The 26466-nt window shown below is 72.6% G+C and carries 20 protein-coding genes and 1 pseudogene; 12 read left to right on the forward strand and 9 right to left on the reverse strand.

Features of this window, described 5'->3' with window-relative positions; all coding sequences use genetic code 11:
* Nucleotides 1-208 precede the first annotated feature (208 nt).
* Complete coding sequence (locus ACZ4UB_RS29580) at nucleotides 209-3172, forward strand: NACHT domain-containing protein (protein WP_468074812.1); 2964 nt, start codon at nucleotides 209-211, stop codon at nucleotides 3170-3172.
* Nucleotides 3173-3292: 120 nt separating this feature from the next.
* On the opposite strand, the gene ACZ4UB_RS29585 is transcribed toward ACZ4UB_RS29580, so the two are convergent.
* The gene (locus ACZ4UB_RS29585) at nucleotides 3293-3808 is read right to left on the reverse strand and encodes a ribonuclease FAU-1 family protein (protein WP_468074909.1); all 516 of its coding nucleotides are present in this window, start codon (nucleotides 3806-3808) and stop codon (nucleotides 3293-3295) included.
* Nucleotides 3806-4735, reverse strand: a pseudogene (locus ACZ4UB_RS29590) (GNAT family N-acetyltransferase); the annotation flags it as partial. The pseudogene ACZ4UB_RS29590 and the gene ACZ4UB_RS29585, both read right to left, overlap by 3 nt.
* Nucleotides 4736-4827: 92 nt before the next feature.
* On the opposite strand from ACZ4UB_RS29590, the gene ACZ4UB_RS29595 reads away from it, so the two are divergent.
* Nucleotides 4828-5214 (forward strand): GntR family transcriptional regulator, encoded by a 387-nt coding sequence (locus ACZ4UB_RS29595; RefSeq protein WP_468074814.1) that lies wholly within the window; start codon nucleotides 4828-4830, stop codon nucleotides 5212-5214.
* A 115-nt stretch (nucleotides 5215-5329) separates the two neighbouring features.
* On the opposite strand, the gene ACZ4UB_RS29600 is transcribed toward ACZ4UB_RS29595, so the two are convergent.
* Nucleotides 5330-6427: a DUF5925 domain-containing protein gene (locus ACZ4UB_RS29600; RefSeq protein ID WP_354384387.1), complete on the reverse strand. Its 1098-nt coding sequence runs from the start codon at nucleotides 6425-6427 to the stop codon at nucleotides 5330-5332.
* Between the two features lie 199 nt (nucleotides 6428-6626).
* Here ACZ4UB_RS29600 and ACZ4UB_RS29605 point away from each other — a divergent pair, with 199 nt between their 5' ends.
* The gene (locus ACZ4UB_RS29605; RefSeq protein ID WP_468074816.1) at nucleotides 6627-7430 is read left to right on the forward strand and encodes an SGNH/GDSL hydrolase family protein; all 804 of its coding nucleotides are present in this window, start codon (nucleotides 6627-6629) and stop codon (nucleotides 7428-7430) included.
* A 13-nt stretch (nucleotides 7431-7443) separates the two neighbouring features.
* Here the strand turns inward: ACZ4UB_RS29605 and ACZ4UB_RS29610 are convergent, their stop codons facing one another.
* The gene (locus ACZ4UB_RS29610) at nucleotides 7444-9147 is read right to left on the reverse strand and encodes a serine/threonine-protein kinase (protein WP_468074818.1); all 1704 of its coding nucleotides are present in this window, start codon (nucleotides 9145-9147) and stop codon (nucleotides 7444-7446) included.
* A 304-nt stretch (nucleotides 9148-9451) separates the two neighbouring features.
* On the opposite strand from ACZ4UB_RS29610, the gene ACZ4UB_RS29615 reads away from it, so the two are divergent.
* Complete coding sequence (locus ACZ4UB_RS29615) at nucleotides 9452-9721, forward strand: hypothetical protein (RefSeq protein ID WP_354384390.1); 270 nt, start codon at nucleotides 9452-9454, stop codon at nucleotides 9719-9721.
* 117 nt (nucleotides 9722-9838) lie between these two features.
* On the opposite strand, the gene ACZ4UB_RS29620 is transcribed toward ACZ4UB_RS29615, so the two are convergent.
* Nucleotides 9839-11041, reverse strand: a complete 1203-nt coding sequence (locus ACZ4UB_RS29620) for a CaiB/BaiF CoA transferase family protein (RefSeq protein WP_468074819.1) — start codon at nucleotides 11039-11041, stop codon at nucleotides 9839-9841.
* 101 nt (nucleotides 11042-11142) lie between these two features.
* Complete coding sequence (locus tag ACZ4UB_RS29625) at nucleotides 11143-12351, reverse strand: type ISP restriction/modification enzyme (protein ID WP_468074820.1); 1209 nt, start codon at nucleotides 12349-12351, stop codon at nucleotides 11143-11145.
* 141 nt (nucleotides 12352-12492) lie between these two features.
* Between ACZ4UB_RS29625 and ACZ4UB_RS29630 the strand changes: the two genes are divergently transcribed.
* A complete protein-coding gene (locus ACZ4UB_RS29630; protein ID WP_354384393.1) occupies nucleotides 12493-13506 on the forward strand; it encodes an SPFH domain-containing protein in 1014 nt (337 codons plus the stop codon).
* On the forward strand, nucleotides 13503-14426 hold the full coding sequence (locus ACZ4UB_RS29635; RefSeq protein WP_468074822.1) for a hypothetical protein: 924 nt from the start codon (nucleotides 13503-13505) through the stop codon (nucleotides 14424-14426). The genes ACZ4UB_RS29630 and ACZ4UB_RS29635 overlap by 4 nt, the downstream gene beginning before the upstream one ends.
* A gap of 43 nt (nucleotides 14427-14469) precedes the next feature.
* Here the strand turns inward: ACZ4UB_RS29635 and ACZ4UB_RS29640 are convergent, their stop codons facing one another.
* The 3 genes from ACZ4UB_RS29640 to hmgA form a co-directional block, all read right to left on the reverse strand.
* The gene (locus ACZ4UB_RS29640; protein WP_468074824.1) at nucleotides 14470-14763 is read right to left on the reverse strand and encodes a hypothetical protein; all 294 of its coding nucleotides are present in this window, start codon (nucleotides 14761-14763) and stop codon (nucleotides 14470-14472) included.
* Between the two features lie 152 nt (nucleotides 14764-14915).
* On the reverse strand, nucleotides 14916-15665 hold the full coding sequence (locus tag ACZ4UB_RS29645) for a GntR family transcriptional regulator (protein ID WP_468074826.1): 750 nt from the start codon (nucleotides 15663-15665) through the stop codon (nucleotides 14916-14918).
* Nucleotides 15666-15708: 43 nt separating this feature from the next.
* Nucleotides 15709-17022 carry a homogentisate 1,2-dioxygenase gene (hmgA, locus tag ACZ4UB_RS29650; RefSeq protein WP_468074828.1) on the reverse strand — a complete coding sequence of 438 codons (1314 nt, stop codon included), beginning with the start codon at nucleotides 17020-17022 and terminating at the stop codon, nucleotides 15709-15711.
* A 172-nt stretch (nucleotides 17023-17194) separates the two neighbouring features.
* Here hmgA and ACZ4UB_RS29655 point away from each other — a divergent pair, with 172 nt between their 5' ends.
* The 6 genes from ACZ4UB_RS29655 to ACZ4UB_RS29680 all read left to right on the forward strand — a co-directional run bounded on the left by ACZ4UB_RS29655 (nucleotide 17195) and on the right by ACZ4UB_RS29680 (nucleotide 26419).
* Nucleotides 17195-19360: a right-handed parallel beta-helix repeat-containing protein gene (locus ACZ4UB_RS29655; RefSeq protein ID WP_468074830.1), complete on the forward strand. Its 2166-nt coding sequence runs from the start codon at nucleotides 17195-17197 to the stop codon at nucleotides 19358-19360.
* A 110-nt stretch (nucleotides 19361-19470) separates the two neighbouring features.
* Complete coding sequence (locus tag ACZ4UB_RS29660; RefSeq protein ID WP_468074911.1) at nucleotides 19471-20292, forward strand: cupredoxin domain-containing protein; 822 nt, start codon at nucleotides 19471-19473, stop codon at nucleotides 20290-20292.
* Nucleotides 20289-21848, forward strand: a complete 1560-nt coding sequence (locus ACZ4UB_RS29665) for a hypothetical protein (protein ID WP_468074832.1) — start codon at nucleotides 20289-20291, stop codon at nucleotides 21846-21848. The genes ACZ4UB_RS29660 and ACZ4UB_RS29665 overlap by 4 nt, the downstream gene beginning before the upstream one ends.
* A gap of 18 nt (nucleotides 21849-21866) precedes the next feature.
* Nucleotides 21867-22493: a TetR/AcrR family transcriptional regulator gene (locus ACZ4UB_RS29670; protein ID WP_468074913.1), complete on the forward strand. Its 627-nt coding sequence runs from the start codon at nucleotides 21867-21869 to the stop codon at nucleotides 22491-22493.
* 145 nt (nucleotides 22494-22638) lie between these two features.
* Nucleotides 22639-24837 (forward strand): molybdopterin oxidoreductase family protein, encoded by a 2199-nt coding sequence (locus tag ACZ4UB_RS29675; RefSeq protein WP_468074834.1) that lies wholly within the window; start codon nucleotides 22639-22641, stop codon nucleotides 24835-24837.
* Between the two features lie 73 nt (nucleotides 24838-24910).
* Nucleotides 24911-26419, forward strand: coding sequence for a CitMHS family transporter (locus ACZ4UB_RS29680; RefSeq protein ID WP_468074835.1), 1509 nt, complete (start codon nucleotides 24911-24913; stop codon nucleotides 26417-26419).
* The last annotated feature ends 47 nt before the right edge of the window (nucleotides 26420-26466 follow it).

Here is a 26466-nt window from a genome sequence, read left to right on the forward strand (position 1 = left end):
CTCCCTGGCTCGCCCAAGCTAGCCACCGGAAGCGCTCGTTCCGAGGCCTTGGGCCCCCTGGCGCCGATCCTTAGGGTCCGCTTAAGGCACCGGTAAGAGCCCCCTGAGGAACGAGCCCCGCGCCGTTGCACCCGACCGCCCCCTGCCCGGAGACTGTCAGCCACGGTCGAGGGGCAGCGGTCGCGCTGTCGTGGTCGCAGGGGGACGCTTGAGCATCGAAGCAGCCATCGCGGGACGGCTGGCAGGAGTGGTCGCGAGGCCGCTCATCGGCCGTGTGCAACGCGAACTGGCCCGCCGGGGACGGGCCAGGGGGAGCCTCGCCGATGCCCTGGCCCGGATAGCCGACCCGGACCGTCGGACCGTTTCCCCCACCGCCCTGCTGAACGACCTCCCCCGCGGGGTGAGCAACCGCGAAGTGCTCGGCTGCATAGCGACCCCGGAATTCCGGGCGCTTTCCCAGCAGCTGATGGCCATTGAGATCCTCGACGGGGACCTGAGGGCGGCGACGAAGGTGAAGTTCGCCCTGCGGGACTTCTTCAGGCAGCAGTTCCCGAACGCCGACGTCGCCGCCGTGAACAACTACTCGGAACTCCTCTTCGTTCATCTGCACCGCAAGTGCGAGGAGCTGGTCGGAGAACTCCGTGCGGCGCTGAAGGACGAAACGAACGCGATCGACTGGGCGCACGCCACGCTGGCGCGGGCCACCGCGGATTCCATCGAGTCGTACCTCGCCGTCCTGGCCCGTCCGCACAGGCTGACGATCGAGGACCGGGCGCAATGGACCCAGCGCTACCGCAAGGCGTTCTCCCTGCACGAGGAAATAGCGCTGCCGGACCTCGGCAACCGCCGCCGGATCCACTACAGCAAGATCTTCGTCAAGCCGCAGCTGGTCGACGGACAGGCGGCGGACCGCACGTCCTTCGACGACTTCGTCGATTCCATCGACCGGACCGTACTCCTGGGCGACCCCGGGGCCGGGAAGTCGACGAGCAGCGCCGTATCCGCGTCACTGCTGTTCCAGCAGGGCCGGTCGATCCCCTTCTACGTGGTCATGCGCGAGGTCGACTTCACCGCGGCGGGCTTCTCGTTGGTGAAGGTCGTGGAAGAGCAGTTGTCCCACCGGTACCAGATCAGGGTGCCGGAAGGGCTCGTCGAGGAGCTGCTCCTCGAAGGGTCCGCACTGCTCGTGTTCGACGGCCTGGACGAGGTGCAATCGGAGAGCGTGCGCCGACGGTCTTCCGAGATCATCGAAACCGCCAGCCGCTTGTACCCGTTGTCCCGCATCCTCGCCACGTCCCGCATCGTGGGGTACAGCTCGGCGAAACTGAATCCCGCGACCTTCCACGAGTACCGCATACGCCCCTTCGACGACGGGCGCGTCCTGCAGGACGGTGAGGTCCGCGAGTACGTGTCCAAGTGGTTCTCGGTGGGGGCGCGCCTGCCGGAACCACCCGGCCACGTGGCGGAGACCTTCATGCGGGAGAGCGCGAGCATCCCGGACCTGCGCTGCAATCCGCTCCTGCTGGCCTACATCTGCGTGCTGTACCGGGGGCACCGCTTCATCCCGCGGAGCCGGGCGCAGCTGTACAAGAAGTGCGCGGAACTGCTCCTGGCCGACTGGGACAACTTCCAAGGCCTTCCGGTCAACAGCGAAACGGATCTCGACACCGTACGGCACACCCTCGCCGCGCTGGCCTACAGGTCGATCACCGACCCCCAATGGCTGGCCGGAATGCCGGAATCCGATGTGAAGTCGGTTGCCTCGGCCGCCATGTCCGACGAGTCCGTGCCCGCCCACGAGGAGGCGCGCCGCCTGGCCGAAGACCTCGTCAACCTGTGCCGCGGGCGCGCTTGGATCTTCACGGAGCTGGGAACGGAGCCGGACGGTTCGGGAATCTTCGGCTTCACCCACCAGAGCCTCCAGGAGTACTTCGCCGCCCTTCACCTGACGCGGAACAGCGGGACGCCCGAACTGCTGGCCGACCGGCTCCTGCCCGAGCTGACGGGCGGCCGATGGGAGGTCCTCGCCCAGATCTGCATGAACCTGGCGGACGAGAAGTGGGTCAGCGGGAGCAGCCGTGTCGTCACCAGGCTCCTGGAACGCGGACAGACGGCGGAGGGCGTCGGGCTCCGGACGCTCGTCGAGTTCATGGCCCGCCGGCTCGACGTCGTGAAGATCAACGTCACGGCCATGCGGCTGCTCATGAAGCTCGCGATCGACAGCTACATCTCCACGGCGTCGGGGGAACTCCGCGAGCTCCTGTCGCCCTCGGGGCCCTACCCGGAGGCGGCCTGGGCGGCCTTCCAGGACGTCGCCGAAGAGAACCTCCCCCGAGAGGCGGACGCCGGAACAGGCCACAGCTTCTCCCTGGCGTGGCTCGTGGCGAACATCCACTACCTGCCCGCCCTGCCGAGCGACCGGGAGCGGGCGAACGCGTACGCCGATCCCGTGCGGGCGCACTTCGACTCGCTGAGCGGTCTGCAACGCATCGCCTCGAGGCAGATGCAGAACTCCGCGGCGGGCTGGGCCCTGTGCCTGTACACGGGCGCGGCTGACATCCGGGTGCTGGCGAGTGCGCAATCCCGCCGCGCCGCGGGTCCGCCCGACGCGGCGCACAGCAACGTCCTGTCCGTCATGCTCGATACGGCGGGCATCCCCAACTCGCTGGGCCCCCTCTCGCCCGCCGCATGGATCTTCGACGCCATGGGCGGCAGCGACGCCAACGCGCGCCAGTACGAGCGGGCCCACCAGGCCCTCGCCGATCTCGCCGTGATGCTGGGTGACCCCATGGACACCCTCGTGAACCTCGACATACCCCGACTGGACGACCGCTTCGTGGCCTACTGGAACCAGTGCGGCGCCGCCCGCTGCGACAGGGCCTTCCGGAAGCTGTACGAGGAACAGTCCAGCCGCGGATTCCTAGCCGAGGGCCACGCCCTCACCGGTCTGACCTACGTGTGCACGGGGCTCGTGGAACTGCTCGACGAGGTGTACGCGCAGCGGGTGAGGTATCCGCTGTCACTGGCCCTGTTGGCGAAGGCCCGCAGGGAGCGCGACCCCGGCATCCTGGAGCCGGTCACCCGGCACCTGATGTTTCCGGCCCGACGCTTCGTGAGGAACTGGTCCGGGGGCCAGCCGACCTGGAACGCGAACACCATGCAGGTCTCCTGACGTGAGGAGCGAGCGGTACCCGCGGTCACGGGCAGATCTGTCGCACGTGAACGCAGGTACCGCTATCCCGCACCTCCGTGAGGAGGTGCGGGATGGCGCCGGGGCCCGGGGCCGTTGGGGTCAGGCGAGCAGCGCTCTCAGGCCCGCCGTCGAGCGGGCCTGCCGCTCCAGGGCGTCGAGGGCCGCGACGGCCTGCGCCGCCGCCCCCGGGTCCCGCTCCGCCAGGCCGCTGTCCGCGAACTCGTCCTCGTCCAGGCGGATCACCCGCGACCCGTCCGCCGAGACCCACAGGTCCAGGTCGAGGTCCTCCACCACGACCTCCCCGCCCCGGACCACCGCGGGCCGGGTGATGTCGCAGTACCAGCCCTTGAGGACGCCCGCGCCGCTGCGGACCTCCTTGACGGCGTACCAGCGGTCCCGCCAGAAGTGCTCCGTGAACACGTCGCCCGGCTCGAAGCGGACGAAGCCGAAGTCGCGGACGCCCGGGGCCGCCCACGGGGCGCGTACGGACACCCGGGTGCCGGTGTCGGCGAGCAGGTCGGCGGGATAGCGGATCTTGGTCACGCCGGCCTTGACCAGGGTCACCGTGAGCGTCCTCGGCAGCACCCGCGCGCCGTCGGGATCCGGCGCGGACACCCGCTTCGCGTAGCGGACCTCGCCGGCGCAGATCTCGTAGCCGAAGCCCTTGTTGACCGCGAGCATCGGGGCGTTCTCGCTGTCGTTGCCCGTGAACGCCTGCGTGTAGCCCGCCGCCCGGGCCCGGTGCAGGGAAGCGGCCTTGGCCAGCTTGGCCAGCCCCCGGCCGCGGAAGGCGCGCCGGGTGCCGGTCATCGCCGAGGCGTAGCGGGTGGCGCCGTCGGTGTGGGCCGCGGTGAAGGCCGCCACCTCACCGTCGACGAGGACGACCGTGCTCAGCTCCCGGTCGAGGGCGGGGGCGCGCCAGATGTGCCGCAGCCAGTCCTCGTAGTCGTCCATGTCCGTGGGCACGTCCCCCGGTTCGTCCGAGGAGGCCTCGGCGTCGGCCTCGAACAGCGGTCGCGGGTCGGCCGCGAAGGCGGCGGCCGGGTGCAGGTCGACCCCGGGGGGCAGGGCGGCGGGCAGCTCCGGCAGGGCCGCGGTGGTGAGGTCCAGGCGCAGGAAGTGGGCGGAGCGACTGGCCCAGTACCCGCGCCGCTCGGCGAAGGACCGGTGGGCGGGCTCGTCCAGGACCCAGGCGAACACGTCGGTGGCACCCCGCTCCGCGAGGTGCCGCTCCGCCGCGCGCACGAGCGGGCCGCCCGCACCCAGACCCCGGTGCGCGGGGTCGACGTACGCGTTCAGGAAGGCCTGACCCGGCTCGGGACTGTCGTGCGCGATCCCCACCTGGGCGCTGCCCACCACCGTGCCGTCGGGCGTCTCGGCGACCAGCAGGCGGTAGTGCCGGTCGGGGTGGGCGGAGGCGAGTTCGAAGGCGACGCCCTCGGCGGTCGTGATCATGTAGGGGAGCGCGGCCCGGCGGACGCGGACGACGGCTTCGGCATCCGCCACGTCGCCGGGGCGCAGGTCACGAATCAGAACGGTCATGCTCCGACGCTACGTTCGTCCTCGCGGCGCCCGCCTCCGAATTTCCCGCCGGTGGCCGGGGAACGGCCGGGGGATGGGCGACAATCGGGCCCGTGACCTCGACGAACCTGAAGCTCGCCCTTGACGGCTCGGCCGGTGCGGCCGCCCCCTACGAACAGTTGCGCGCGCAGATCTCCGGGCAGGCGCGCTCGGGGCGGCTGCCGGCCGGCTTCAAACTGCCGACGGTGCGCGGGCTGGCGGAGGAGCTGGGCCTGGCCGCGAACACGGTCGCCAAGGCCTACCGGGCACTGGAGGCGGACGGGGTGATCGAGACCCGCGGCCGCAACGGCACCTTCATCGCCGCCGAGGGCGGCACGGCCGACCGCGAGGCCGCGACGGCCGCCCAGGCCTACGCGGAGCGCGCCCACCGGCTGGGCCTGACCCGCGAGGCGGCCGAAGCCGCCGCCGCGGCGGCCCTGCAGGCGCGGTACGGAGCCTGACGGCCGATCGCAGGCCGACCACGCCCCCGCTGTACGTCGATCACGACGCCCAGCGATGGCGAGGTAGGCACTCCGGCGTCCAGGGAGAGGCCCATCAGGTGAACACGCCCTGCCCCTACAGGTACAGCCCCGCGTCCGCCCCGTGACCCTGGGGCGGCAGCAGGGACGCCGGGCCCGCGCCGCGCCGGAGCGCGAACAGCTCGGCCAGGGTCGCCCCCTCGCGCGGCACCCCCTCGTCGGTGCCGAGCCACTCCACGGCCTCGCGGTGGGTCAGCCGGTCGACCTCGATCCGGGCCAGGCAACGCCCGGGCCGGACCACGGCGGGGTGCAGCCGCTCCAGGTCCTCGTTGGTGGTGACGCCGACCAGGACGTTGCGGCCCTGGCCCAGCAGACCGTCCGTCAGGTTCAGCAGCCGTGACAGCGCCTGCCCGGCGGTGTGCCGGGCCTCGCCGCGGATCAGCTCGTCGCAGTCCTCCAGCAGCAGCAGTCGCCAGCGGCCCTTGGCCGTGCCCTCGTCCTCGCCGATGGCGATGTCCATCAGGTAGCCGACGTCGTTGAACAGCCGCTCGGGGTCGAGGACGCAGTCCACCTGGCACCAGTCGCGCCAGGACCGGGCGAGCGTGCGCAGCGCGGAGGTCTTGCCGGTCCCGGGCGGCCCGTGGAGCAGCAGCAACCGCCCCGCGATGTCGTCCGGGGTCACCTTCATCAGCCGGTCGAGCGCACCGGCCACGGGCGCGGTGTAGTTGGGCCGCACCTCGGGCCAGGTGCCGGCGGCGATCTGGCGGGTCGTCCGGTACGGGCCGCGGCGCGGGGAGACGTACCAGAACCCCATGGTGACGTTCTCGGGCTGCGGTTCGGGCTCGTCCTGGACGCCCTCGGTGGCCTCGCCGAGCACGCTGGAGGCCAGTTCGTCGCTGACCGCCGTCACGGTGACGTCCGCGCCCCGGCTCCAGCGCGAGACGAGCATGGTCCACCCCTCGCCCTCGGCGAGGGTGGCGCTGCGGTCGGAGTCGCGGGCCGAGCGCAACACGGTGGCGGCGGGCGGGACCAGGGTGGCCCCCGCCTTCACCCGCTCGATGGAAACGCTGTGCGAGTACGGCTGCTCGCCCGACGCGAACCGGCCGAGGAACAGTGCGTCGACGACGTCCGACGGGGAGTCGCTGTCGTCGACGTTGAGCCGGATCGGCAGCGCGTCATGAGGGTTGGCTGGCATGGCGCCCATGATCCGGCACGAAGTGGCCCCGTGCACCCGTGTTTCGCCGGAACGGGTGCGCGGGTTCCCTCTTCAAACGCAACCGGGGTGAAGATTCCGGCCGGAACTCCACCCCGAACATTCTTGGCATGAACACTTCCAGACAGGCCCCGCTCCTTGTACCACGGAACCGAGACGAAACCCCCACAAGGAGCCGTACATGAGATTGTCACGGTTTGCCGCATTAACCTCCTCGCTCCTCCTCGCCGCGGGCGCCGCGCTGTTCGGCGCCGGACAGGCCTCCGCCGCCCAGGCGGACTTCGGCTACGTCGCCCTCGGCGACTCGTACTCCTCCGGCGTCGGATCCGGGAACTACGACAGCTCCAGCGGCGATTGCAAGCGCACCAGCAGGGCCTACCCAGCCCTCTGGGCCGCCGCGCACGCACCCCAGACCTTCTCCTTCACCGCCTGCTCGGGCGCCCGGACGGACGACGTCCGGGCCAACCAGCTCGCCCCGCTCAACACCGGGACCGACCTCGTCAGCCTCACCGTCGGGGGCAATGACGCCGGCTTCTCCGACGTCATGACGACCTGTGTGCTCCAGTCCGAGACCAACTGCATCAACCGCGTCAACCAGGCCAAGGCGTACGTCGACTCCACCCTCCCCGGCAAACTCGACGCCGTGTACGACGCGGTGGCCTCGCGCGCGCCCAACGCGCACGTGGTGATCCTCGGCTACCCCCGCTTCTACAAGCTGGGCGGCAGCTGCATCGCCGGCCTGTCCGAGGGCAAGCGGTCCGCGATCGACGGCGCGGCCGACTACCTCAACGCCGCGCTCGCCAAGCGCGCCGCCAACCACGGCTTCAGCTTCGCCTCGGTGACCAGCGCCTTCACCGGGCACGAGATCTGCTCGGGCAGCGAGTGGCTGCACAGTCTCAACTGGGCCAACATCGGCGAGTCCTACCACCCGACCGCCGCCGGACAGTCCGGCGGCTACCTCCCGGTCTTCACCAGCGCGGCCTGAGGAACCGGCATCATCACGGCGTCGGGCCCGGGCTGGACGACGGGCTCGGCGCGCCGGACGAACCGGACGTACCGGAGGTGCCGGACGTGCCGGGAGAGGAGGTCCCGCCCGACGGGGTCGGCGCCGCGCACCTGACGGAGAAGTTCACCCAATCGGAGACGAGCGTGCCCGGCCGCCGCACCTCCAGCCGCACCGCGTCGTCCAGCGTCGCACCGGGGCGGTGGCTCAGCTCGGTGAAGGACAGCTCCCGGACGGTGGGCCCGCCCGCCTCGAAGGTGACGGCCTGCCAGTCCGGCGCGGAGCTCACCCCGCTGCGGGTGGTCCAGCGGTACTCCACGACCACCGGCGTACGGACCACCTCCAGGGACGCGGTGAAGGCGGGCGCGGACTCCTCGGGCGGCGGGCAGGGGCCCGCGTACCGATCGCGCACCGCGCGCACCGACACCGTGACCTTCTGGTCCGGCGTGGCCGACCCGCTCGGCGACGGGCTGGGCGAAGGAGTGGTCGAGGGCGTCGCGGAGCCGGCGGGGGAGGCGCTCAGCGAACTGCCCGGCCCGGCCGTCGCACCGCCGTCGCCCGCGTCCCCGCCCGTACGGTCCTTGAGCAGCAGCCAGCCCAGCACGGCCAGCGCCAGCAGCAGGAGCACGATTCCGGCGGTGAGCACCAGACCGGCCCGACCGGTGCGGGGCGAGTCCGCAGCGGGCCCGTAGCCGGACCCGAGCGTGGGCGCCGGGGGCGTGGGCGTCCCGTACGGCCCCGAGTCCCGATCCGGGCCGATGGCCGGCCCGCGCCCTTGCTCATGTCCGCGACCCGGGCCGTCGCCGTGGCGCGCGGTCGTGGTCGGCGCATCGGGGCCCGACACCGGTCCGCCCTCCGCCCGTACGGCGCCGCCCGCACCCACCACCCGCAGCATCCGCGCCGCCTCCGGCGCGGAGAGGCGCAGGGCCGGGTCCTTGCGCAGCAGCCCCTCCAGTACGGGCGCCAACGCCCCGGCGCGGCGCGGCGGAGGCAGCTCCCTTTCCACCACGGCCTGCAGCGTGGCGACCGGGGTGTCCTGGCGGAAGGGGGTGTGCCCCTCGACCGCCGCGTAGAGCATCACGCCCAGCGACCAGAGGTCGGAGGCGGGCCCGGGCGCGGTGCCCAGCGCCGCCTCCGGCGCCAGGTACTCGGGGGAGCCGATCACCTCGCCGGTCATCGTGATCGCCGAGGAGCCCTCCAGCCGGGCGATGCCGAAATCGCTGAGCAGCACCCGGCCGTCGTTGGCGATCAGCACGTTCCCCGGCTTCACGTCACGGTGCAGCACGCCCGCCTCGTGCGCGGAGCGCAGCGCCGACAGCACCTGCTCGCCGATGTGCGCGGCCCGCTGCGGGGGCAGCGGGCCGTCGGCCTCCAGCACCTCCGCGAGCGAGAGCCCGCGCACCAGCTCCATCACGATCCAGGGCCGCCCGCCGTCGGTGGCCACGTCGTAGACGGTGACCACCCCGCGGTGCGTGACCCGGGCCGAGGCCCACGCCTCGCGCTCCAGGCGCGCGTACATCCGCTGCACGTCGGCCTCGTCCATACCGGCCGGGGCCCGGACCTCCTTCACAGCGACCTCGCGGCCCAGGACCTCGTCCCTGGCCCGCCAGACGAGGCCCATGCCGCCCTGGCCCAGCGGGCCCAGCAGCCGGTACCGTCCCGCGACCACGCGTTCGTCGCCGCTCGGCTCTCCGCTCACGCGAGCCCCCTCATCCGGGTAACGGGGTGATCACTCCAAGTTAACCGATCGTTCCCGGTGTGACGCCCGTCGCGCCGCAACTCTCCGCATCGCACTCTCGCGCGGCCGTCGGATCCGTCGGAGGGCCCCGCGGCAGCCCCGTGACGCCGGGTCACTTCGGAGAGTAACGGTCAACTGCGCTGAGTAATCGTCAACTACCCACCACTACAGGGGTAATTCACGCGACCGGGATACCCGACTGCCACGCGAGGGCGATAGGGTTAACCTGCCCGGGCCGGGTGCCTTCGTACGGGTGGGGAGAGACATGGAACAGATAGCTATGCGCAGCAGGCCGCCCCGCGTGCCTGCCATCACCTGCGGGAGCGGTGCGACCAGTTCGCGCCTCGACCGTCACCTCGCGGTGCTCGGCGGACCCGCCGTGCCGCACGGTGACGCCGCCGAGGCGACGCTGCTGATGCGTGAGCTGACGTCGCGCGACCACACGCACGTACAGCGGAGCCGGAGCGCGCGCGTCTCGCTCTTCGCGCCGCTGCGACGGCTGCGTCGTACGCTCTTCGGCAGCCGGCGCTCGTAACCGGTTCCGGATCCAGGGCCGTTGCGGCGGCACCCGGATCCGCTTCCGTACCCGGCGTCCGTACCCGCGTCCGTATCCGCGTCCAGAGCGTCTCCCCGATCGCTCCCGTCCCCGGCCTCAGGCGATCACACCGTCCCGGCGCAGTGCCGTGATCTGCGCGTCCGTCATCCCCAGGGCGCGCAGCAAGGCGCCGGTGTGCTCGCCGAGCGCGGGAACCGCACCCATCCGCGGTTCCGCGCCACCCGGCAGTCCGATCGGCGGCAGCAGCGCCCGCAGCGGACCCGCCGGTGAGGCGATCTCCCGCCAGCGGTCCCGCGCCGCCAGCTGGGGGTGCCCGGCCAGCCGGGCCACCGAGTTCAGCCGTGCGCAGGCGATCCCGGCCGCCTCCAGCCGCGCGAGCGCCTCGGTCGCCCCGTACCGGCCCAGCGCCTCGGCGACCACCGCATCGGTCTTCTCCCGGTTCGCGGTGCGCGCGGCGTTCGTCGCGTACGCCGGATCCTCCGCCAACTCCGGTCGCTCCAGCACCTGTTCGGCGAGCCGCCGCCACTCGCGGTCGTTCTGCACCGACAGCAGGACCCGGTCCCCGTCGGCCGTGGCGTAGGCGTCGTACGGCGCGATCACGGCGTGCGCCAGACCGGTCCGGGCCGGTTCCTCTCCGCCGTGCATGGTCAGGTGCAGGGGGTGGCCCATCCACTCGGCGAGCGCGTCCAGCATCGAGACCTCCACCGGACCGCCGCGCCCGGTCGTGCCGCGCCGCAGCAGGGCCGCGAGGACCCCGGAGAAGGCGTACATGGCCGCCGCGATGTCGGCGGCCGGGATGCCCGCCTTGACCGGCCGGTCGGGGGTGCCGGTGACCGAGACCAGGCCCGCCTCGCACTGCACGAGCATGTCGTAGGCCCGCTTGTGCGCGTACGGTCCCTGCGCGCCGTAGCCCGAGACGTCCACGGCGACCAGCCGCGGGTAGCGCGCGCACAGTGCGGCGGCGTCCAGCCCGAGCCGGGCGGCGGCTCCCTGGGCGAGGTTCTGTACGAAGACGTCCGCGTCGGCGAGCAGGCCGTGCAGGGCGTCCAGGCCGCGCGGGTCCTTCAGGTCCAGCGCGATCGACTCCTTGCCGCGGTTGGCCCACACGAAGTGCGAGGCCAGCCCGTGCGCGGCGGTGTCGTAACCGCGGGCGAAGTCCCCGCCGTCGGGCCGCTCGACCTTGATCACGCGGGCCCCGAGGTCGGCGAGCTGCCGGGTGGCGAAGGGCGCGGAGACGGCCTGCTCGACGGCGACGACGGTGATCCCGTCGAGGGGGAGTGGCTGGTGGCTCGAGTTCATGCCCCGGTCCTACCGTCCCGCTCCCGGTCTGTCACCCCCCGAGGTCGTCCACCGCAGGCCGCGGCCCGTTCCCGACCCGCGTGGCACCGTGGCGACGGGGCCTAGAACGGGAGCGCGAACTGGCCCTCCGGTCCCTCCTCCTGGTGGCTCAGGACCGAGGCCGGGCGGCGCGCCCAGCGGGGCGGTGGCAGCACCCCGGCCGTGCGCAGCCGCTCCGCCGGGAGCGCGGGCCCCGGTTCGAAGATGGCCCGCTCCGTGGCCAGCTCGGCGAGCAGGCTCACGGTGGTGACGAGGGCCAGCAGCTCCGAGGTCCAGGTCTGCGGCCACTCGGCGGGGCCCAGCGCGTCCAGGCCCTGCGCCTGCGGCGCCCGGTGCGCGCAGCGGGCGGCGAACCACCGCTCCAGCACGCGCACCCCGCCCGCCTCGTACGTCCACGCCGCGGCCGGGACGGGTGCGATGCTCCCGGCGCCCAGCAGCAGGCTCTCGCCCTCCTCGTCGTACGCCAGTTCGCCGGGCCACCCCGTCACCGCCGAGCGGACGTACGGGCGGCGCCCGCCCGGCAGTCGGGGCGGCTCACCCCCGCGGGCCCCGCGCAGCTGGACGGTCAGCAGCCGCTGCCCCAGCTCCAGCCCGGCCCGCCACCGCTCCGGATCGGCGGGGAGCGGGACCTCGTCGCCCCGCGGGCCCGGTCGGGCCGCCGCGAGGACCCAGCACAGGACGTCCTCCGGGGTCACCCAGCCGCGGTAGAGCTCGCCCAGCAGCGGCAACAGCCCCGGCGCCAGATTGGGCTCGGCGCCCCCGGGGCGGCGGTGCAGCGGGCGGATCCGGCCGAGCCGCCCCGCCGGAAGGTGCGCGGTGACCAGCGGGGACGCCAGCCCGGGCGGCTCCACGAGGAAGAGCTGGTGCTCGTCCAGGACCCGCCACAGCTCGGGGCGGGCCAGGTCGATCAGCCGCTGGTCGGGCAGCAACCACTGCTCGTCGAAGGGTTCGTACAGCACCCGGACGGGGTCGGGGCAGGCGCCGGGCTCCCGTCCGAAGCGCCCCGTGGCCGACCGCTGGCCGGGCAGCGCGGCCGCACCGGAGGCGGGCCCGCGCGAGCGGCTCGGCCGGAACAGCCGCTCCCGCTCGGCACCTTCGGCGCCGGTCACCGCCGCCCAACGGGCCCGCAACGAGCCGGGATCGGGCGCGGCCACCCAGTCCCGCCCGAGCCGCATCCCACCCACGGACCAGGGGAGCAGCTCGTCCAACAGGGGCGCGGCCGGGGGCGGCGCGGTCGGCGGCACGACCGGCTGAGGTACGTCTTCGCTCACAGCATCCGATGCTAGGGGGTGTGGGCCCGGTCCACGGTCGGCGCACACACCCGAATATGGTCGGAGTTCTCCCTTCTCGTCCTCTTGACGATATGGGGGCGACCCCTTTATCGTCGGGATGACGAAATTAGGGGGTCCGTCATGGCCGACATCACCCGGCGCTTCGGTTGGCGCCACCTGCGCTCCGCGCCCACCGCCCACATCCGGCACCACAAGCGCGGACACCTCGCCCACGACGGGCGGGGGCTCAGCTTCTGGTACCGGTCGCTGTCCGCGGCGCTCTCCGAAGTGCCCGTCGACGACCGGGAGTTGGCCATGGCCTTCCATGCCAGGACGTCCGACTTCCAGGACGTCGCCGTGCAGGCCACCGTCACCTACCGGATCAGCGACCCGGCCGAGGCCGCGGACCGGCTCGACTTCTCCGTCGACCCGGACACCGGAAGCTGGCGCGGCGCACCCCTGGAGCAGATCGCCACCCTGCTGACCGAGACCGCGCAGCAGCACGCGCTGGACGTACTGGCCCGAACCCCGCTGGCCGTCGCCCTGGTGGACGGCGTCGCCTCCGTGCGGGAGCGGGTCGCCACCGGTCTCGCCGCCGAGCCCAGGCTCCCGGCCACCGGCATCGAGGTGGTGGCCGTGCGGGTCGTGGCGATCCGCCCCGAGGTCGAGGTGGAGCGCGCCCTGCGCACCCCGGCCCGCGAGCAGATCCAGCAGGAGGCGGACCGGGCCACCTACGAACGGCGGGCCGTCGCCGTCGAGCGCGAGCGGGCCATCGCCGAGAACGAGCTGGCCAGCCAGATCGAACTGGCCCGCCGCGAGGAGCAGTTGATCGACCAGCGCGGCACCAACGCCCGCCGTGAGGCCGAGGAGAAGGCGGCGGCCGACGGCATCCGGACCGGAACCGAGGCCGACCGCAAGGTGCGCATGGCCCGCGCGGAAGCCGAGGCGGCGCGGGAGACGGGCGCGGCGCGCGCCGACGCGCAGGCCGCCTGGCTGCACGTGCACGACGAGGTCGCCCCGGGCACCCTGCACGCCCTGGCGGCGACCCGGCTCGCGGAGAACCTGCCGCGGATCGAGAACATCACGCTCTCTCCCGACGTCCTCACCGGGCTCCTCAGCAAGCTCGGACGTCCGGACGGCGGAGCGGACGCGTGAGCCTGGCCCCGCGGGCGGTGCTCGTGCACCGCAGGACCGAGTACGAGGAGCTGCTCGCCCGGCACGGTACGCACGGGCAGGCCGCCTTCTTCCTCTCCAGCCGGGGCCGGTCGATCGACGAGGTGGTCCGCCGCCACGACCGCAACCAGCAGGCGCTGCGGGAGGTGGCGGCGGCGGTGCCGCTCACCTGGCGCAGCTCCCGGGTGGAGCGGGCGGACCTGGACCGGTTCCTCTTCGCGCCGCAGGACGTGGTGGTCGTGGTCGGCCAGGACGGCCTGGTCGCGAACACCGCGAAGTACCTCGGCGGGCAGCCCGTGGTGGGCATCGACACCGACCCCGGGCGCAACCCCGGGGTCCTGGTCCGGCACCGCAGCACCGACACGGCCGCCCTGCTGCGCGCGGCGACCGCCGGCGGCGGACGGACGGACGAGCTGACCATGGTCGAGGCCGTCGCCGACGACACCCAGCGCCTGCGCGCGCTGAACGAGATCTACCTGGGCTCGTCCGGGCACCAGACGGCCCGCTACCGCCTGGGCTCCGACGGCGCGTCGGGCGAGGGTGAGGGCGCGGGAGCGGGTGAGGGCGAGTCGCAGGCGTCGTCCGGGGTGGTGGTGGGCACCGGTACGGGAGCCACCGGCTGGCTGCGTTCCCTCTGGCTGGACCGCGGCAGCCCCGGGGGGTTGCCCGGGCCGGGCGACCCGCGCCTCCTGTGGTTCGTGCGCGAGGCCTGGCCCTCTCCCACGACCGGAACCACGAGGGTGGCCGGTGAGCTGGAGCGGGGGCAGGAGCTGCGGCTGACCGTGGAGTCGGACCGGATCGTGGTCTTCGGCGACGGGATGGAGGCCGACGCCCTGGAGCTGACCTGGGGCCAGAGCGTACGGGTGGGCATCGCGGGAACGTCCCTGCACCTGGTGACGTGAGCGCTGAGCACTGAGCGCTGAGCCCCGGGAGCTGTGGCCGCGATCAGGCTTCGGGATCGGGCAGCCGGCGGAGTTCGAGCAGCACCAGGGCGACCTTCACCGCGGTCGAAATCGTCAGGGCCTGGAGGAACGGCATGCCCGCCAGCCACAGCGCCACCATCATGACCGTGAGCACCAGGAAGGCGGGCAGCAGGTTCGTCCGCCGGATCGCGGCCCGCAGGTGCGAGGCCCCGCGGCGCCGCTCCGGCTGAGCGGTACCCATCAGGCCCAGCACGACGCCGTCCCGCTCGTGCTGCTCGTCCCGCTCGTGCCGCTCGTCCTGGTCTCCCTGCCGCATCGACTGCCGCCCTTCCCGTCGCTCGGGGTCGCCTCCCAGCCGATCCTGGGCGGCGTCCCGGCGGACGGCCACCGCTGCCCGCGGCCCCGCCGCCATCCGCCGCACAGGTTCACCCGCTGGTGCCGACGGAGCCGCCAGCGCCGCCGGTGCCGCTAGTGCGCGTCCATCGTCACCGTGAACGAGAAGCGGTCACCGCGGTAGCGGATCCGGGCCACGTCCACCACCTGCCCGTCCTCGTCGTAGGTCACCCCGGTGTAGTGCAGGATCGGGCTGAGCAGCGGCACCTGGAGCAGCTCGGCGGTGGCCGGATCCGCGAGCCGCGCCTCGACGGTGTCCGTGATCCGGCTGATCCGCACGCCCACCACGTCGCGCAGCACCTTGGTCATCGGCCACCGCTCCAGATCGGCCAGGTCCACCGCCTCGGCCAGCTCCGGACGGACCGCGTTCTCGGCCCAGTTCGTCGGCTCGCCGCTCTCCCCGTCGTGCCGCAGCCGGCGGTACGTCACCACTTCCGCGAGGTCGGGGAAGTACTCCAGCAGCTCCCCGGGCACCCGCGTCCGGGTGCGGTCGAGGATCGTCGTGCGCTCGCCCGACTGCTGGGCCACGATCGCGTCGACCGAGCCCAGCAGCCGCACCGGAGCGCTGCGCCGCGCCCCCGGCTCGATGAACGTGCCGCGCCGCCGGTGCCGGCTGATCAGGCCCTCCTGCTCCAGCTCCTTGAGGGCCTGGCGCATGGTCAGCACGCTCACCCCGTAGTGCTCGGCGAGCTGCTCCTCGGTGGGCAGGCGCAGGGTCGCCTCCGGGGTGCGGCCGAGTATCGAGGCGCGCAGTGACTGCGACACCTGGTACCAGAGCGGCAGTTTCCGGTTCAGTACCAGGGAGTCGGGTGCGAAGGCGGTCACGGGCGGTTCTCCGAACGGGTGGGCAGGGCGGTGTGCTGCGATGTTAGGCGCGGAAGTGTCGTTCCAGCCCCTGCCATACGTCGTCGTAGCCGCGCTGGAGGTGCTCGGCTTCGGCCGCCTGCGCGGTGGCGGTGACCGGCCAGCGGGTCTCGAACATGAAGGCCAGGCCGTCCTCGATCTTCTGCGGCTTCAGCTCGGCGGCGCTCGCGCGGTCGAAGGTCTCCCGGTCCGGGCCGTGCGCGGACATCATGTTGTGCAGGGACCCGCCGCCCGGGACGAAACCCTCCGCCTTGGCGTCGTAGGCCCCTTCGATCAGGCCCATGTACTCGCTCATCACGTTCCGGTGGAAGTAGGGCGGCCGGAAGGTGTCCTCGCCGACCAGCCAGCGCGGGGCGAAGACCACGAAGTCGACGCCCGCCAGGCCCGGGGTGTCGGAGGGCGCGGTGAGGACGGTGAAGATCGAGGGGTCGGGGTGGTCGTAGCTGATGCTGCCCAGGACGTTGAAACGGTGCAGGTCGTAGACGTAGGGGACGTGCGAGCCGTGCCAGGCGACCACGTCGAGCGGGGAGTGGTCGTAGGTGGCGGTCCAGAGGTTGCCGCAGAACTTGTTGACCACCTCGACCGGCCGGTCCTCGTCCTCGTACGCCGCCACCGGGGCCTGGAAGTCGCGGGCCGCGGCGAGGCCGTTGGCCCCGATCGGGCCCAGGTGGGGCAGCTCGAAGGGGCGGCCGTAGTTCTCGCAGACGTAACCGCGGGCGGTGGCGTCGAGCAGCTCCACGCGGAAGCGGATCCCGCGCGGGATCAGCGCGATCTCGCCGGGGCGAGCGCTGAGCAGGCCGAACTCGGTGCGCAGCAGCAGCCCGCCCTGCTCCGGGACGATCAGTAGCTCGCCGTCTGAGTCACTGAAGACCCGGTCCGTCATCGAGGTGTCGGCGGCGTAGAGGTGGATGGCCATGCCGGTGCGCTGCGTGGCGTCGCCGTTGCCCCCGAGGGTCCACAGCCCGGACACGAAGTCGGTGCCGGGGGCCGGGGCGGGCAGCGGGTTCCAGCGCAGCCGGTTGGGGTCCGGGACGGACTCGGTGAAGGGAGCGGTGCGCAGGGCGCCGTTGTCGATGCGGGTGAAGGGCGGGTGCGCGGCCGAGGGGCGGATGCGGTAGAGCCAGGAGCGGTGGTTGTGGGGGCGCGGCTCGGTGAAGGCGCTGCCGCTCAGCTGCTCGGCGTAGAGGCCGAGCCCGGCCCGCTGGGGCGAGTTTCGGCCGATCGGCAAGGCGCCGGGAACCGCCTCCGAGCTGTGCTCGTTGCCGAAGCCGGTGAGGTACTCCAACCCCTCCGCCGTCTTCCTGGCCTGCTCGCTCATGGCTGCTCCCGCTCCGTAGAAGGAATCCTATGGTTGACAGTAGGATTCCGCGGCCCCGACGTCAACGGGCATCCGCCGGCCGCTCGCCAACCCTTCGCTCGCCGGTCCGGGGGTCGAATTCGTGCGGACGTGGGGGATCCAAAAACATGAACATTGCTCTACTCTCACGCGCATGTCGTGGATCCGCAGGCTCCCTGCCGTTCCGGCGGCTCTCCTCGCCGCCCTCACCGCCCTCCTCTCGCTCCTGGTCCTCTTCGCGGCCGCGCCCGCCGCGCAGGCCCACGAGGAGCGACCGGTCACCCTGCCCGACGGCTCCGGAAGCGTGCCGCAGTACCGCACGGGCGAACCCGACCTCCTCGTCTGCAAGACCGGCCGCCCCGACTTCGAACGCCGGACCGCCGGATTCCCCGAACCGCTCAGACAGCGCAACCTCGCCCTGTACGACCGGTGCGAGAAGAGCGGCTACCGCGACCTCCAGGCGGCCGTGGACGCCGTGGACCGCCCCGGGATGAACATCGCGATCCTGCCCGGCCTGTACGAGGAAGAGCCCTCCCTGCCCAAGCCGACCGGCGCGTGTGCGGCTCTGAAGGCCTCCAACTCCGCACTGGGCTACCAGATCCTGTCCTACGAGCAGCAGGTGCAGTGCCGCCACAACCAGAACCTCGTGGCCATCCTCGGCAAGAAGAACCTGCAGATCGAGGGCACCGGGGCGTCCCGTCAGGACGTCGTCATCGACGCCAAGTACCAGAAGCTGAACGCCATCCGGGCCGACAAGTCCGACGGGATCTACTTCCGCAACTTCACCGCGCAGCGCACCACCTTCAACTCGCTGTACGTCCTGGCGGGCGACGGCTTCGTCATCGACGACGTGCTGACCCGGTGGAACGACGAGTACGGCTTCCTCACCTTCGCCAGCGACCACGGCCTGTACAAGAACTGCGAGTCCTACGGCAACGGCGACTCCGGCATCTACCCCGGCAGCGCCTCCAACATCAACGACGGCCGCGGCTACGACGTCCCTCGCCACTCCATCGAGATCACCGGCTGTCGCAGCCACCACAACATGGTCGGGTACTCCGGCACCGCGGGCGACTCGGTGTGGGTGCACGACAACGAGTTCGACGCCAACATGGGCGGCGCCTCGATGGACAGCGCCTTCCCCGGTCACCCCGGACTCCCGCAGAACCACGCCCTGTTCGAGCGGAACCTGATCCACGACAACAACGAGGACTTCTACCCCTACGTCGCCGACGGCACCTGCGCCAAAGCACCCGTCGACCGCGGCTACGAACAGGGCGTGGTCTGTCCGCAGATCTCCATGCCGCCGGGCACCGGCATCATCACCGCGGGCGGCAACTGGAACGTGTACGAGAACAACTGGGTGTACGGACACCGCCGCGCCGGCTTCTTCCTGAGCGCCGTCCCCGCCTTCATCCGGGGCGAGTCGGCCTGGAGCAAGCAGGCCGACACCTCGCACCACAACCGCTACGCCGGAAACGTCCTGGGCAAGGACAAGTCCGGAGCCTCCCGCCCCAACGGCGCGGACGTGTGGTGGGACGGCCAGGGCACGGGGAACTGCTGGCAGGACGGACCCGACGGCTCCACCCCGGGCACCCTCCCGCAGTGCGGCGACGCGCGCGGAGCGGTGTCGGGCGGCTCGGCCCGGTTGGCGGGCGAACCGGTCAAGCTGGCCCAACTGCTCGTGTGCGCCGACTACAACGTCCAGGCGCGCAAGCTCCCGGCCGGGTGCGACTGGTACGGCGCCCGGGGCCTGGAGCGGGTGGAGACCCAGATCGCGCTGGCCGTCGCGGTCGTACTGGCCCTGGTGGGCGGGGTGTTGTGGTGGCGGCGACTGCGCGGATCGCGGCTCGGCACGCTCTGCGCCCTGCTCGGTCTGGCCGGGCTCGCCCTGGACGTCGCCGGGTCGACGATGGCGCTGACCAGCACCTCCGTCCCGGCTTTCGCGCTGCTCCTCCTCGGGTTGTGGTGGACGGGTACCGGGGTCGCACTGCGCCCCGACCGCCCCTGGCTGGCGCGGCTGACGCTGCTGCTCGGCGCACTGACCCTGCTGGACGCCTTCGACAAGGCCGTGCTGATGATTCCGTGGATCCCGCTCAGCCCGGCGTGGATCCGCGCCCTGGTGGCGCTCGTATGGGTGCTGTGGGCCGTGATCGCCTCCGCCCGCCCCGGACCGAACCCCGACCCCGCCGTCCCCGTTCCCCCCGCCGCCGGCGACGACGGGAGTGACGGTGACGGCGCCGCCGACGGTCCGGGTCGCGGCGATCACGAACCCGCCCCGGCTTCCACCTCGCTCCCCACCTCGGACGGCGTCGCGTGAGTGCGGGGGAGCGGCCGACGCCGCCCGGGCCGCCGAGCTCCGGCCCCAGCCCCCGACCCCGCCCCCGGACCGGGCGGGTTCGCGGGGCAGCGGCCTGCGCGGCGCTGCTCCTGCTCGCCGCGGCGGGTGCGGCCGGGTGCGGTGGGCGGGCCACGACCCACCACAAACCCGGCACCACCCACCAGCAGGCCTCGGGCAGCGTCGGCACCCTGCTGGCAGCCCAGGACGAGGCGGGCCACCGCCTGCGCCAAGTCCCGGCGCAGGGAGCGCCGGAGGTGAAGCTCTCCCTCCGCCCCGACAGCGAGGACGGCTGGAACCTCCAGCTGGAGGTGGGCAACTTCCGCTTCACCCCCGACAGCGTGGGCGGCGCCGCCCTCGCTGGTGGGGGCCATGCCCACCTGCTGCTCGACGGGCACAAACTGGCCCGGTTGTACGGCCCCTGGTACCACCTGTCCGCCACCCAGGTGCCCGAGGGCGCCCACACCCTGACCGTCCGGCTCTACGCGGACGACCACACGGCCTGGGCGGTCGACGGCAAGGCCGTGGAGGCCGCGGTCCCGCTCACCGCGTCCGCGCCCGGCCCGGCGGGCCACGACCACTCCACTCCCGGCACCGCGGCCCCGTCCGCGCCGCCGGCCAAGGCGCCGGCCCCGGACCCGGCCGCCGCGGCCGACCGGACGGTCACCGTCGCCGTCCGCGGCGGCAAGGTGACCCCCGCCCCCGGTCGCACGGAGTTGAAGCGGGGCGAGCGGGTCGCCCTGCGCGTCACCAGCGACCGGGCGGACACTTTGCACGTCCACGGCTACGACAAGGAACTGCCGCTGCCCGCCGGCCAGGAAGCGGTTTTGGTCCTGACGGTCGACCGCACGGGTCTCTTCGAGGTCGAGACCCACGAATCCGACCTCGTCCTGACCCAGCTCCTCGTCCGATGATCTCCGCTCCGAACGGACTACGGAGTGCTCTCGCCGATCGCCGACCCGATCACCTCGCCGATCGGGTCGGCGATCACCTCGCCGATCGCCTCACCGATCACCTCCCTGCTCAACCCGCCGCCGATCCGCTCACCACCCTCGCCCACGGCATCGGATCGCAGCACGACCTGCCCATCTCGCCGTTCTACGCCTTCGCCGGCGCCTTCACCGCACTCCTCGTCTCCTTCCTCGCACTCGGCCTCCTCTGGTCCACCTCCCGCTTCCAGGGGGCGCGCTCCGGTCGTCCACTGCCCACCGCCGTCCAGCGGGTGGCCGACGCGCCGGCCACCCGGACCGCGCTGCGCGTCCTCGGACTCGCCGCCGCCCTCTTCGTCCTGCTGCACCTCCTCCTCGGTCCCGACGACCCCGCCCGCAATCCCGCTCCCGGCGCCGTCTACGTCCTGTTGTGGGTCGGGCTCGTCCCCGCCTCCCTCCTCCTGGGCCCCATCTGGAGCCTGCTCAACCCGCTGCGCACCCTGCACTGGCTGTGGCACCGGCTGTTGCGCCGGGACCCGACCGCTCGCCGCGGTCCGACCGTGCACGACACCCCGCCGCGTCGCGCCATCCCGACCGCCGACCGCACCGCGACCGCCGACCGCACCGCGACCGCCGACCGCACCGCGACCGCCGACCGCACCGCGACCTCCGGCCGCGGCCCCGGGCCGGCTCCTCATCCCCTTCCCTCCTGGCTCGGCCTCTGGCCCGCCGCCATCGGCCTCTTCGGTTTCACCTGGCTCGAACTCGTCTCCCCGGACCCCGCCTCGCGCACCGCCCTTCTGACCGCACTCGTCGTCTTCGTCACCGTCCAACTCGGCCTCGCGGCCCGCTTCGGCGAATCGTGGTTCGCCGAGGGCGACCCCTTCGAGGCCTACTCCACCCTGCTGGCCCGCTTCTCCCCCCTCGGCCGTCGGGACGACGGCCGCCTCGTCCTGCGCAACCCCTTCCACGGACTCGACGCGACGCCCGAGCGGCCCGGACTCGTCGCCACCGTCTGCGTCCTGCTCGGTTCGACCGCCTATGACGGCTTCTCCGACAACCCCTCGTGGATCAACACCATGCAGACTTCCCCTCTCGGCCGCACCCCCGCGGCCACGCTCGGACTCCTCGGCTCCGTCGCCCTCGTCGCCACGCTCTACTGCCTCTGTGCGGCGGCCACCCGCCTGGTCTCCGGTCCGCTACCGGGTCCCCTGACCGCCTTCGCCCACTCCCTCCTTCCCATCGCTCTCGGTTACCTCACGGCCCACTATTTCTCCCTGTTCGTCACCGAAACGTCACGCACGGTAATCATCGCGGGGGGTGTTGATCCGGCTCCCGCTCCGACCCCACCTCTGGATCCCGGCGGTCTCGCCGCCCTCCAGGTCATCGCCGTCGTCACCGGCCACGTCCTCGGGGTCGTCGCCGCGCACGACCGGTCCGTGCGGCTCTTCCCGCCGGCCCGGGCCGTGGCCGGACAACTGCCCCTGCTGGCGCTGATGATCACGTACACCGTCGGGGGGCTGAGCCTCCTGCTGAACTGAGAACCGAGGACCGGCATGATGGACCCCGTGCCTCCAGCCCACCCCCTGCGCCGCGCCCCGATCCAGCAGCGCAGCGCCGACCGGCTCGCCCGGATCCTCGACGCCTGCGCCGAACTCCTCGACGAGACCGGTTACGAGAACCTGAGCACCCGGGCCGTCGCCGTCCGCGCGGGCGTGCCGATCGGCTCGGTCTACCGCTTCTTCGGCAACAAGCGGGCCATGGCCTACGCCCTCGCCGAACGCAACCTGGACCGCTACGCCGAAGGCATCACCGCACGGCTCGCCGAACTCCCGGCCGCGCACTGGCGCCCCGCCGTCGACGCGGTCCTCGACGAGTACCTCGCGATGAAGCGCACCGTTCCGGGCTTCGCCCTGGTCGACTTCGGCGTGCCCCCGCCACCCTCGACCGAGGCCGCCGACCCCGCCGATCCCAACGATCTGGTCGCCGCCCGCCTCACCGAACTGCTCTGCCTCCACCTGGTCCGTACCCCCGACGCGACCCTGCGGCGGGTGGTGCTGGTCGCCGTCGAGGCCACCGACGCCCTCGTGCAGCTCGCCTTCCGGTCCGCCCCGTCCGGAGATCCCGACATCATCGACGAGATCCGCGCGATGATGCACGCCTATCTCGCCAGGGTCCTGGACTGACGGACCCCTTCCGCGCCCGGCCGGCCTCCCGCACGCAAGCGGACGCCACCGGTTCGTGGAGGCAGGGGGCTCCCCAGCGTCCGTACCGGTCGGTATGCTCAGGCCGCCCACGTGTCGCCGCAGCCCGCTGTCCTCAGGAGGGCCCATGCCCCGTACCGCCCTGCGCATCTGCCCCCTGTGCGAGGCCACCTGCGGCCTCACCCTGACCATCGAGGGAACCGCGGTCACCAGCGCCCGCGGCGACCGCGAGGACATCTTCAGCCGCGGGTTCATCTGCCCCAAGGGCGCTGCTTTCGGCGCCCTCGACGCCGACCCCGATCGGCTGCGCACCCCACTGGTTCGACGCGACGGCAAGCTCCAGGAAGCCACGTGGGACGAGGCCTTCGACGCCATCGCCGCCGCCGTTCCCGCACTCATCGCCAGTTACGGCCCCCAGTGCACCGGTGTGGTCCTGGGCAATCCCAACACGCACACCATGGCCGGCGCCCTCTATCCGCCCGTGCTCCTCAAGGCGCTCGCCACCCGGAACCTCTTCACCGCGAGCACCCTCGACCAGATGCCCAAGCACGTCTCCAGCGGCCTGCTCTTCGGCGACCCCTTCGCGATCCCGGTGCCGGACCTCGACCGCACCGATTTCCTGCTGCTCATCGGTGCCAACCCGGTCGAGTCCAACGGTTCCCTGTGCACCGCTCCCGACTTCCCCGGGCGGCTCAAGGCCCTGCGCGCACGCGGCGGCACCCTCGTCGTCGTCGACCCGCGCCGCACCCGCACCGCGCGCCTCGCGGACCGCCACCTCGCCCCGCGCCCCGGGAGCGACGCCCTGCTGCTCGCGGCCCTCGCGCACACGCTGCTCGTCGAGAAGCTCACCGACCCCGGAGCGCTCGCGGAACACCTCGAAGGAATCGGGGAACTCTCCGAGGCCCTCCGCGCGTTCACCCCGGAAGAGGTCGCACCCGCCTGCGACCTGGCCCCCGACGACATCCGGCTCCTCGCCCGTGAGCTGGCCGCCGCACCGACCGCCGCCGTCTACGCGCGCATCGGCAGCTGCACGGTCGCCCACGGAACCCTGGCCAGCTGGTTGGTCGACGTACTGAACGTCCTCACGGGCAATCTCGACCGTCCCGGCGGCGCACTGTTCCCGCTCTCCGCGACCGCCGCGGCGCCCCGAGCCGCCGCGCCCGGCCGGGGGTTCGCGCTCGGCCGCTGGGCGAGCCGGGTCTCCGGCCATCCCGAGGCCAAGGGCGAACTGCCCATGGCCGCCCTCGCCGAGGAGATCGAAACCCCGGGGGAGGGGCAGGTCCGGGTGGTGATCTCCGTCGCCGCCAACCCGGTGCTGTCCGCTCCCGACGGCGACCGGCTCGACCGGGCGCTGTCCGGGCTCGACTTCATGGTCTCGGTGGACCCGTACCTCAACGAGACCTCGCGGCACGCCCATGTCGTCCTGCCCCCGCCGCCGCCCGCGCAGAGCGCCCACTTCGACTTCGCCTTCAACGGTTTCGCCGTACACAACCAGGCCCGCTACTCGCCCCCCGCCATCCCGCTGGAGGAGGGGCGGATGGACGAGTGCGAGATCCACGCCCGGCTGATCCTCGCCGTCACCGGGCGGCACGGGATCGATCCCGGGAGCGTGGACGAAGCCGTCATCGCCGACACCTTGGCGCGGGCGGCCGCCGACCCGCAGTCACCGCTCTCCGGTACCGACCCGAGCGTGCGGGCCCGCATGTTGGCGGGGCACACCGGCCCCGAACGGCGGCTCGACATGATGTTGCGCCTGGGCCCCTACGACCTCGCCCTCGAGGACCTCCGCGCCGCACCGCACGGCGTGGACCTCGGCCCGCTCGCCTCCCGCCTGCCGGGCCTGCTCAAGACCCGCAGCGGTCGGATCGAACTCCTGCCGGCCCCGATCGCCGCCGAGCTGCCCCGGCTGCGGGAGGCCCTTGCCGAACGACCCGACGCCCTCGTGCTCGTAGGCCGTCGCCACCTGCGGTCCAACAACAGTTGGCTGCACAACGTCCCGTCGCTGACGGGCGGTTCCAACCGCTGCACCCTCCACGTCCACCCGCAGGACGCGGGACGCCTGGGGCTCGCCGACGGCGGCCGGGCCAGGATCACCGCCGACGGCGGCAGCCTGGAGGTCCCGGTCGAGGTCACCGACGCGATCCGCGTCGGCGTGGTCAGCCTTCCGCACGGCTGGGGCCACGACCGTCCCGGCACGCGCCTGGGTGCGGCCGCGGCGGTGCCCGGAGTCAATGTCAATCAGCTCCTGGACGGCTCCCGGCTCGACCCGCTGTCGGGCACCGCCGTGCTCAACGGTTTCCCCGTGGAGTTGACGCCTCTGCCCTGAGCTGGGGTTTTGCTCGTATTGCTCACGCGTCGACGTCTTGTTGGGGTTACCGGCGGACACCTACCTTCCCAGCATGCTGACCTTCCTCGGCTTCGCCATGATCGCGACCTTCCTGGTTCTGATCATGATGAAGAAAATGTCGCCGATCGCGGCGCTCGTCCTCATCCCCGCGCTCTTCTGCGTGTTCGCCGGCAAGGGCGCGCACTTGGGCGACTACGTCATCGACGGCGTCGGAAAGCTCGCGCCGACCGCGGCCATGCTCATGTTCGCCATCGTCTACTTCGGCGTGATGATCGACGTGGGCCTCTTCGACCCGATCGTCCGCGGCATCCTGCGCTTCTGCAAGGCCGATCCCATGCGCGTGGTGGTCGGCACGGCGGTGTTGGCCGCCATCGTCTCGCTCGACGGGGACGGGTCGACCACCTTCATGATCACGGTGTCGGCGATGTACCCGCTCTACAAGCGGCTCGGTCTCAGCCTCGTGGTCATGACCGGGGTCGCCGCCACGGCCAACGGCGTCATGAACACACTGCCGTGGGGCGGCCCGACCGCCCGCGCCGCGACGGCGCTCAAGCTGGACGCGGGCGACATCTTCGTGCCGATGATCCCGGCCCTGGCCGCTGGTCTGGTGTGCGTCTTCGTCCTGGCCTACGTGCTCGGCCTGCGCGAGCGCCGCCGCGTGGGCGCGCTCTCCCTGCCGGGTGCGGTGGACGGAGAGAAGGCCGCCGGCAGCGTGGAAGCCGTGGCCGACGTCGAGGCGACGGCCGAGGCCGAGCTCCTGGTCGTGGCCGGTACGGGTGCCGGCGCATCCGGTGCCGGCGCATCCGGTGCCGGCGCATCGGGTGCCAGCGCGTCCGGAGTCGCCGGCGCCGGCGGTGCGGGTGATGTGAGTGTTGCGGGTGGTGCGGCGTCCGCCGCTCCCGGCGCGGAGGAGGACGGGTTCCAGGGGTTGGATCCGCACCGGGCCACGCTGCGGCCGCGGCTCTACTGGTTCAACGCCGCCCTCACCGTCGTGCTGCTCACCGCCATGATCATGGAATTGCTCCCCATCCCGGTGCTCTTCCTCCTCGGGGCCGCCCTCGCGCTCACCGTCAACTACCCCAACATGGCGGACCAGAAGGCCCGGATCGCCGCGCACGCCGACAACGTCCTCAACGTCGCGGGCATGGTCTTCGCCGCCGCCGTCTTCACCGGCGTCCTCTCCGGGACCGGCATGGTCAAGGACATGGCGGGCTGGCTGGTCGGCGCCATCCCCGAGGGCATGGGTCCGCACATGGCGCTGGTCACGGGGCTGCTGAGCCTGCCCCTCACCTACTTCATGTCCAACGACGGCTTCTACTTCGGTGTCCTGCCCGTCCTCGCCGAGGCGGGCGCCGCGCACGGTGTCTCCCCGCTCGAGATCGCCCGGGCCTCGCTGGTGGGTCAGGCCCTGCACATGTCCAGCCCGCTCGTCCCGGCGGTCTACGTCCTCGTCGGCATGGCCAAGGTCGAATTCGGCGACCACACCCGCTTCACGGTGAAGTGGGCGGCCCTGACCTCGCTCGTGGTCCTGGGGGCGGGGATGCTTTTCGGCATCATCTGACCCTGGCGCCCACAAAACTACCGACGCTAGTTTGTAGGGTGGCCGCG

It is taken from the genome of Streptomyces sp. NPDC028419 (assembly GCF_055565515.1).

Excerpts from the sequence above, each read along its gene's own strand:
- ACZ4UB_RS29600 (WP_354384387.1), bottom strand. The coding sequence starts at position 6,427 with ATGCCAGCCAACCCTCATGACGCGCTGCCGATCCGGCTCAACGTCGAC.
- ACZ4UB_RS29605 (WP_468074816.1), top strand. The coding sequence starts at position 6,627 with ATGAGATTGTCACGGTTTGCCGCATTAACCTCCTCGCTCCTCCTCGCC.
- ACZ4UB_RS29615 (WP_354384390.1), top strand. The coding sequence starts at position 9,452 with ATGGAACAGATAGCTATGCGCAGCAGGCCGCCCCGCGTGCCTGCCATC.
- ACZ4UB_RS29620 (WP_468074819.1), bottom strand. The coding sequence starts at position 11,041 with ATGAACTCGAGCCACCAGCCACTCCCCCTCGACGGGATCACCGTCGTC.
- ACZ4UB_RS29630 (WP_354384393.1), top strand. The coding sequence starts at position 12,493 with ATGGCCGACATCACCCGGCGCTTCGGTTGGCGCCACCTGCGCTCCGCG.
- ACZ4UB_RS29640 (WP_468074824.1), bottom strand. The coding sequence starts at position 14,763 with ATGCGGCAGGGAGACCAGGACGAGCGGCACGAGCGGGACGAGCAGCAC.
- hmgA (WP_468074828.1), bottom strand. The coding sequence starts at position 17,022 with ATGAGCGAGCAGGCCAGGAAGACGGCGGAGGGGTTGGAGTACCTCACC.
- ACZ4UB_RS29655 (WP_468074830.1), top strand. The coding sequence starts at position 17,195 with ATGTCGTGGATCCGCAGGCTCCCTGCCGTTCCGGCGGCTCTCCTCGCC.
- ACZ4UB_RS29665 (WP_468074832.1), top strand. The coding sequence starts at position 20,289 with ATGATCTCCGCTCCGAACGGACTACGGAGTGCTCTCGCCGATCGCCGA.
- ACZ4UB_RS29670 (WP_468074913.1), top strand. The coding sequence starts at position 21,867 with ATGGACCCCGTGCCTCCAGCCCACCCCCTGCGCCGCGCCCCGATCCAG.
- ACZ4UB_RS29675 (WP_468074834.1), top strand. The coding sequence starts at position 22,639 with ATGCCCCGTACCGCCCTGCGCATCTGCCCCCTGTGCGAGGCCACCTGC.
- ACZ4UB_RS29680 (WP_468074835.1), top strand. The coding sequence starts at position 24,911 with ATGCTGACCTTCCTCGGCTTCGCCATGATCGCGACCTTCCTGGTTCTG.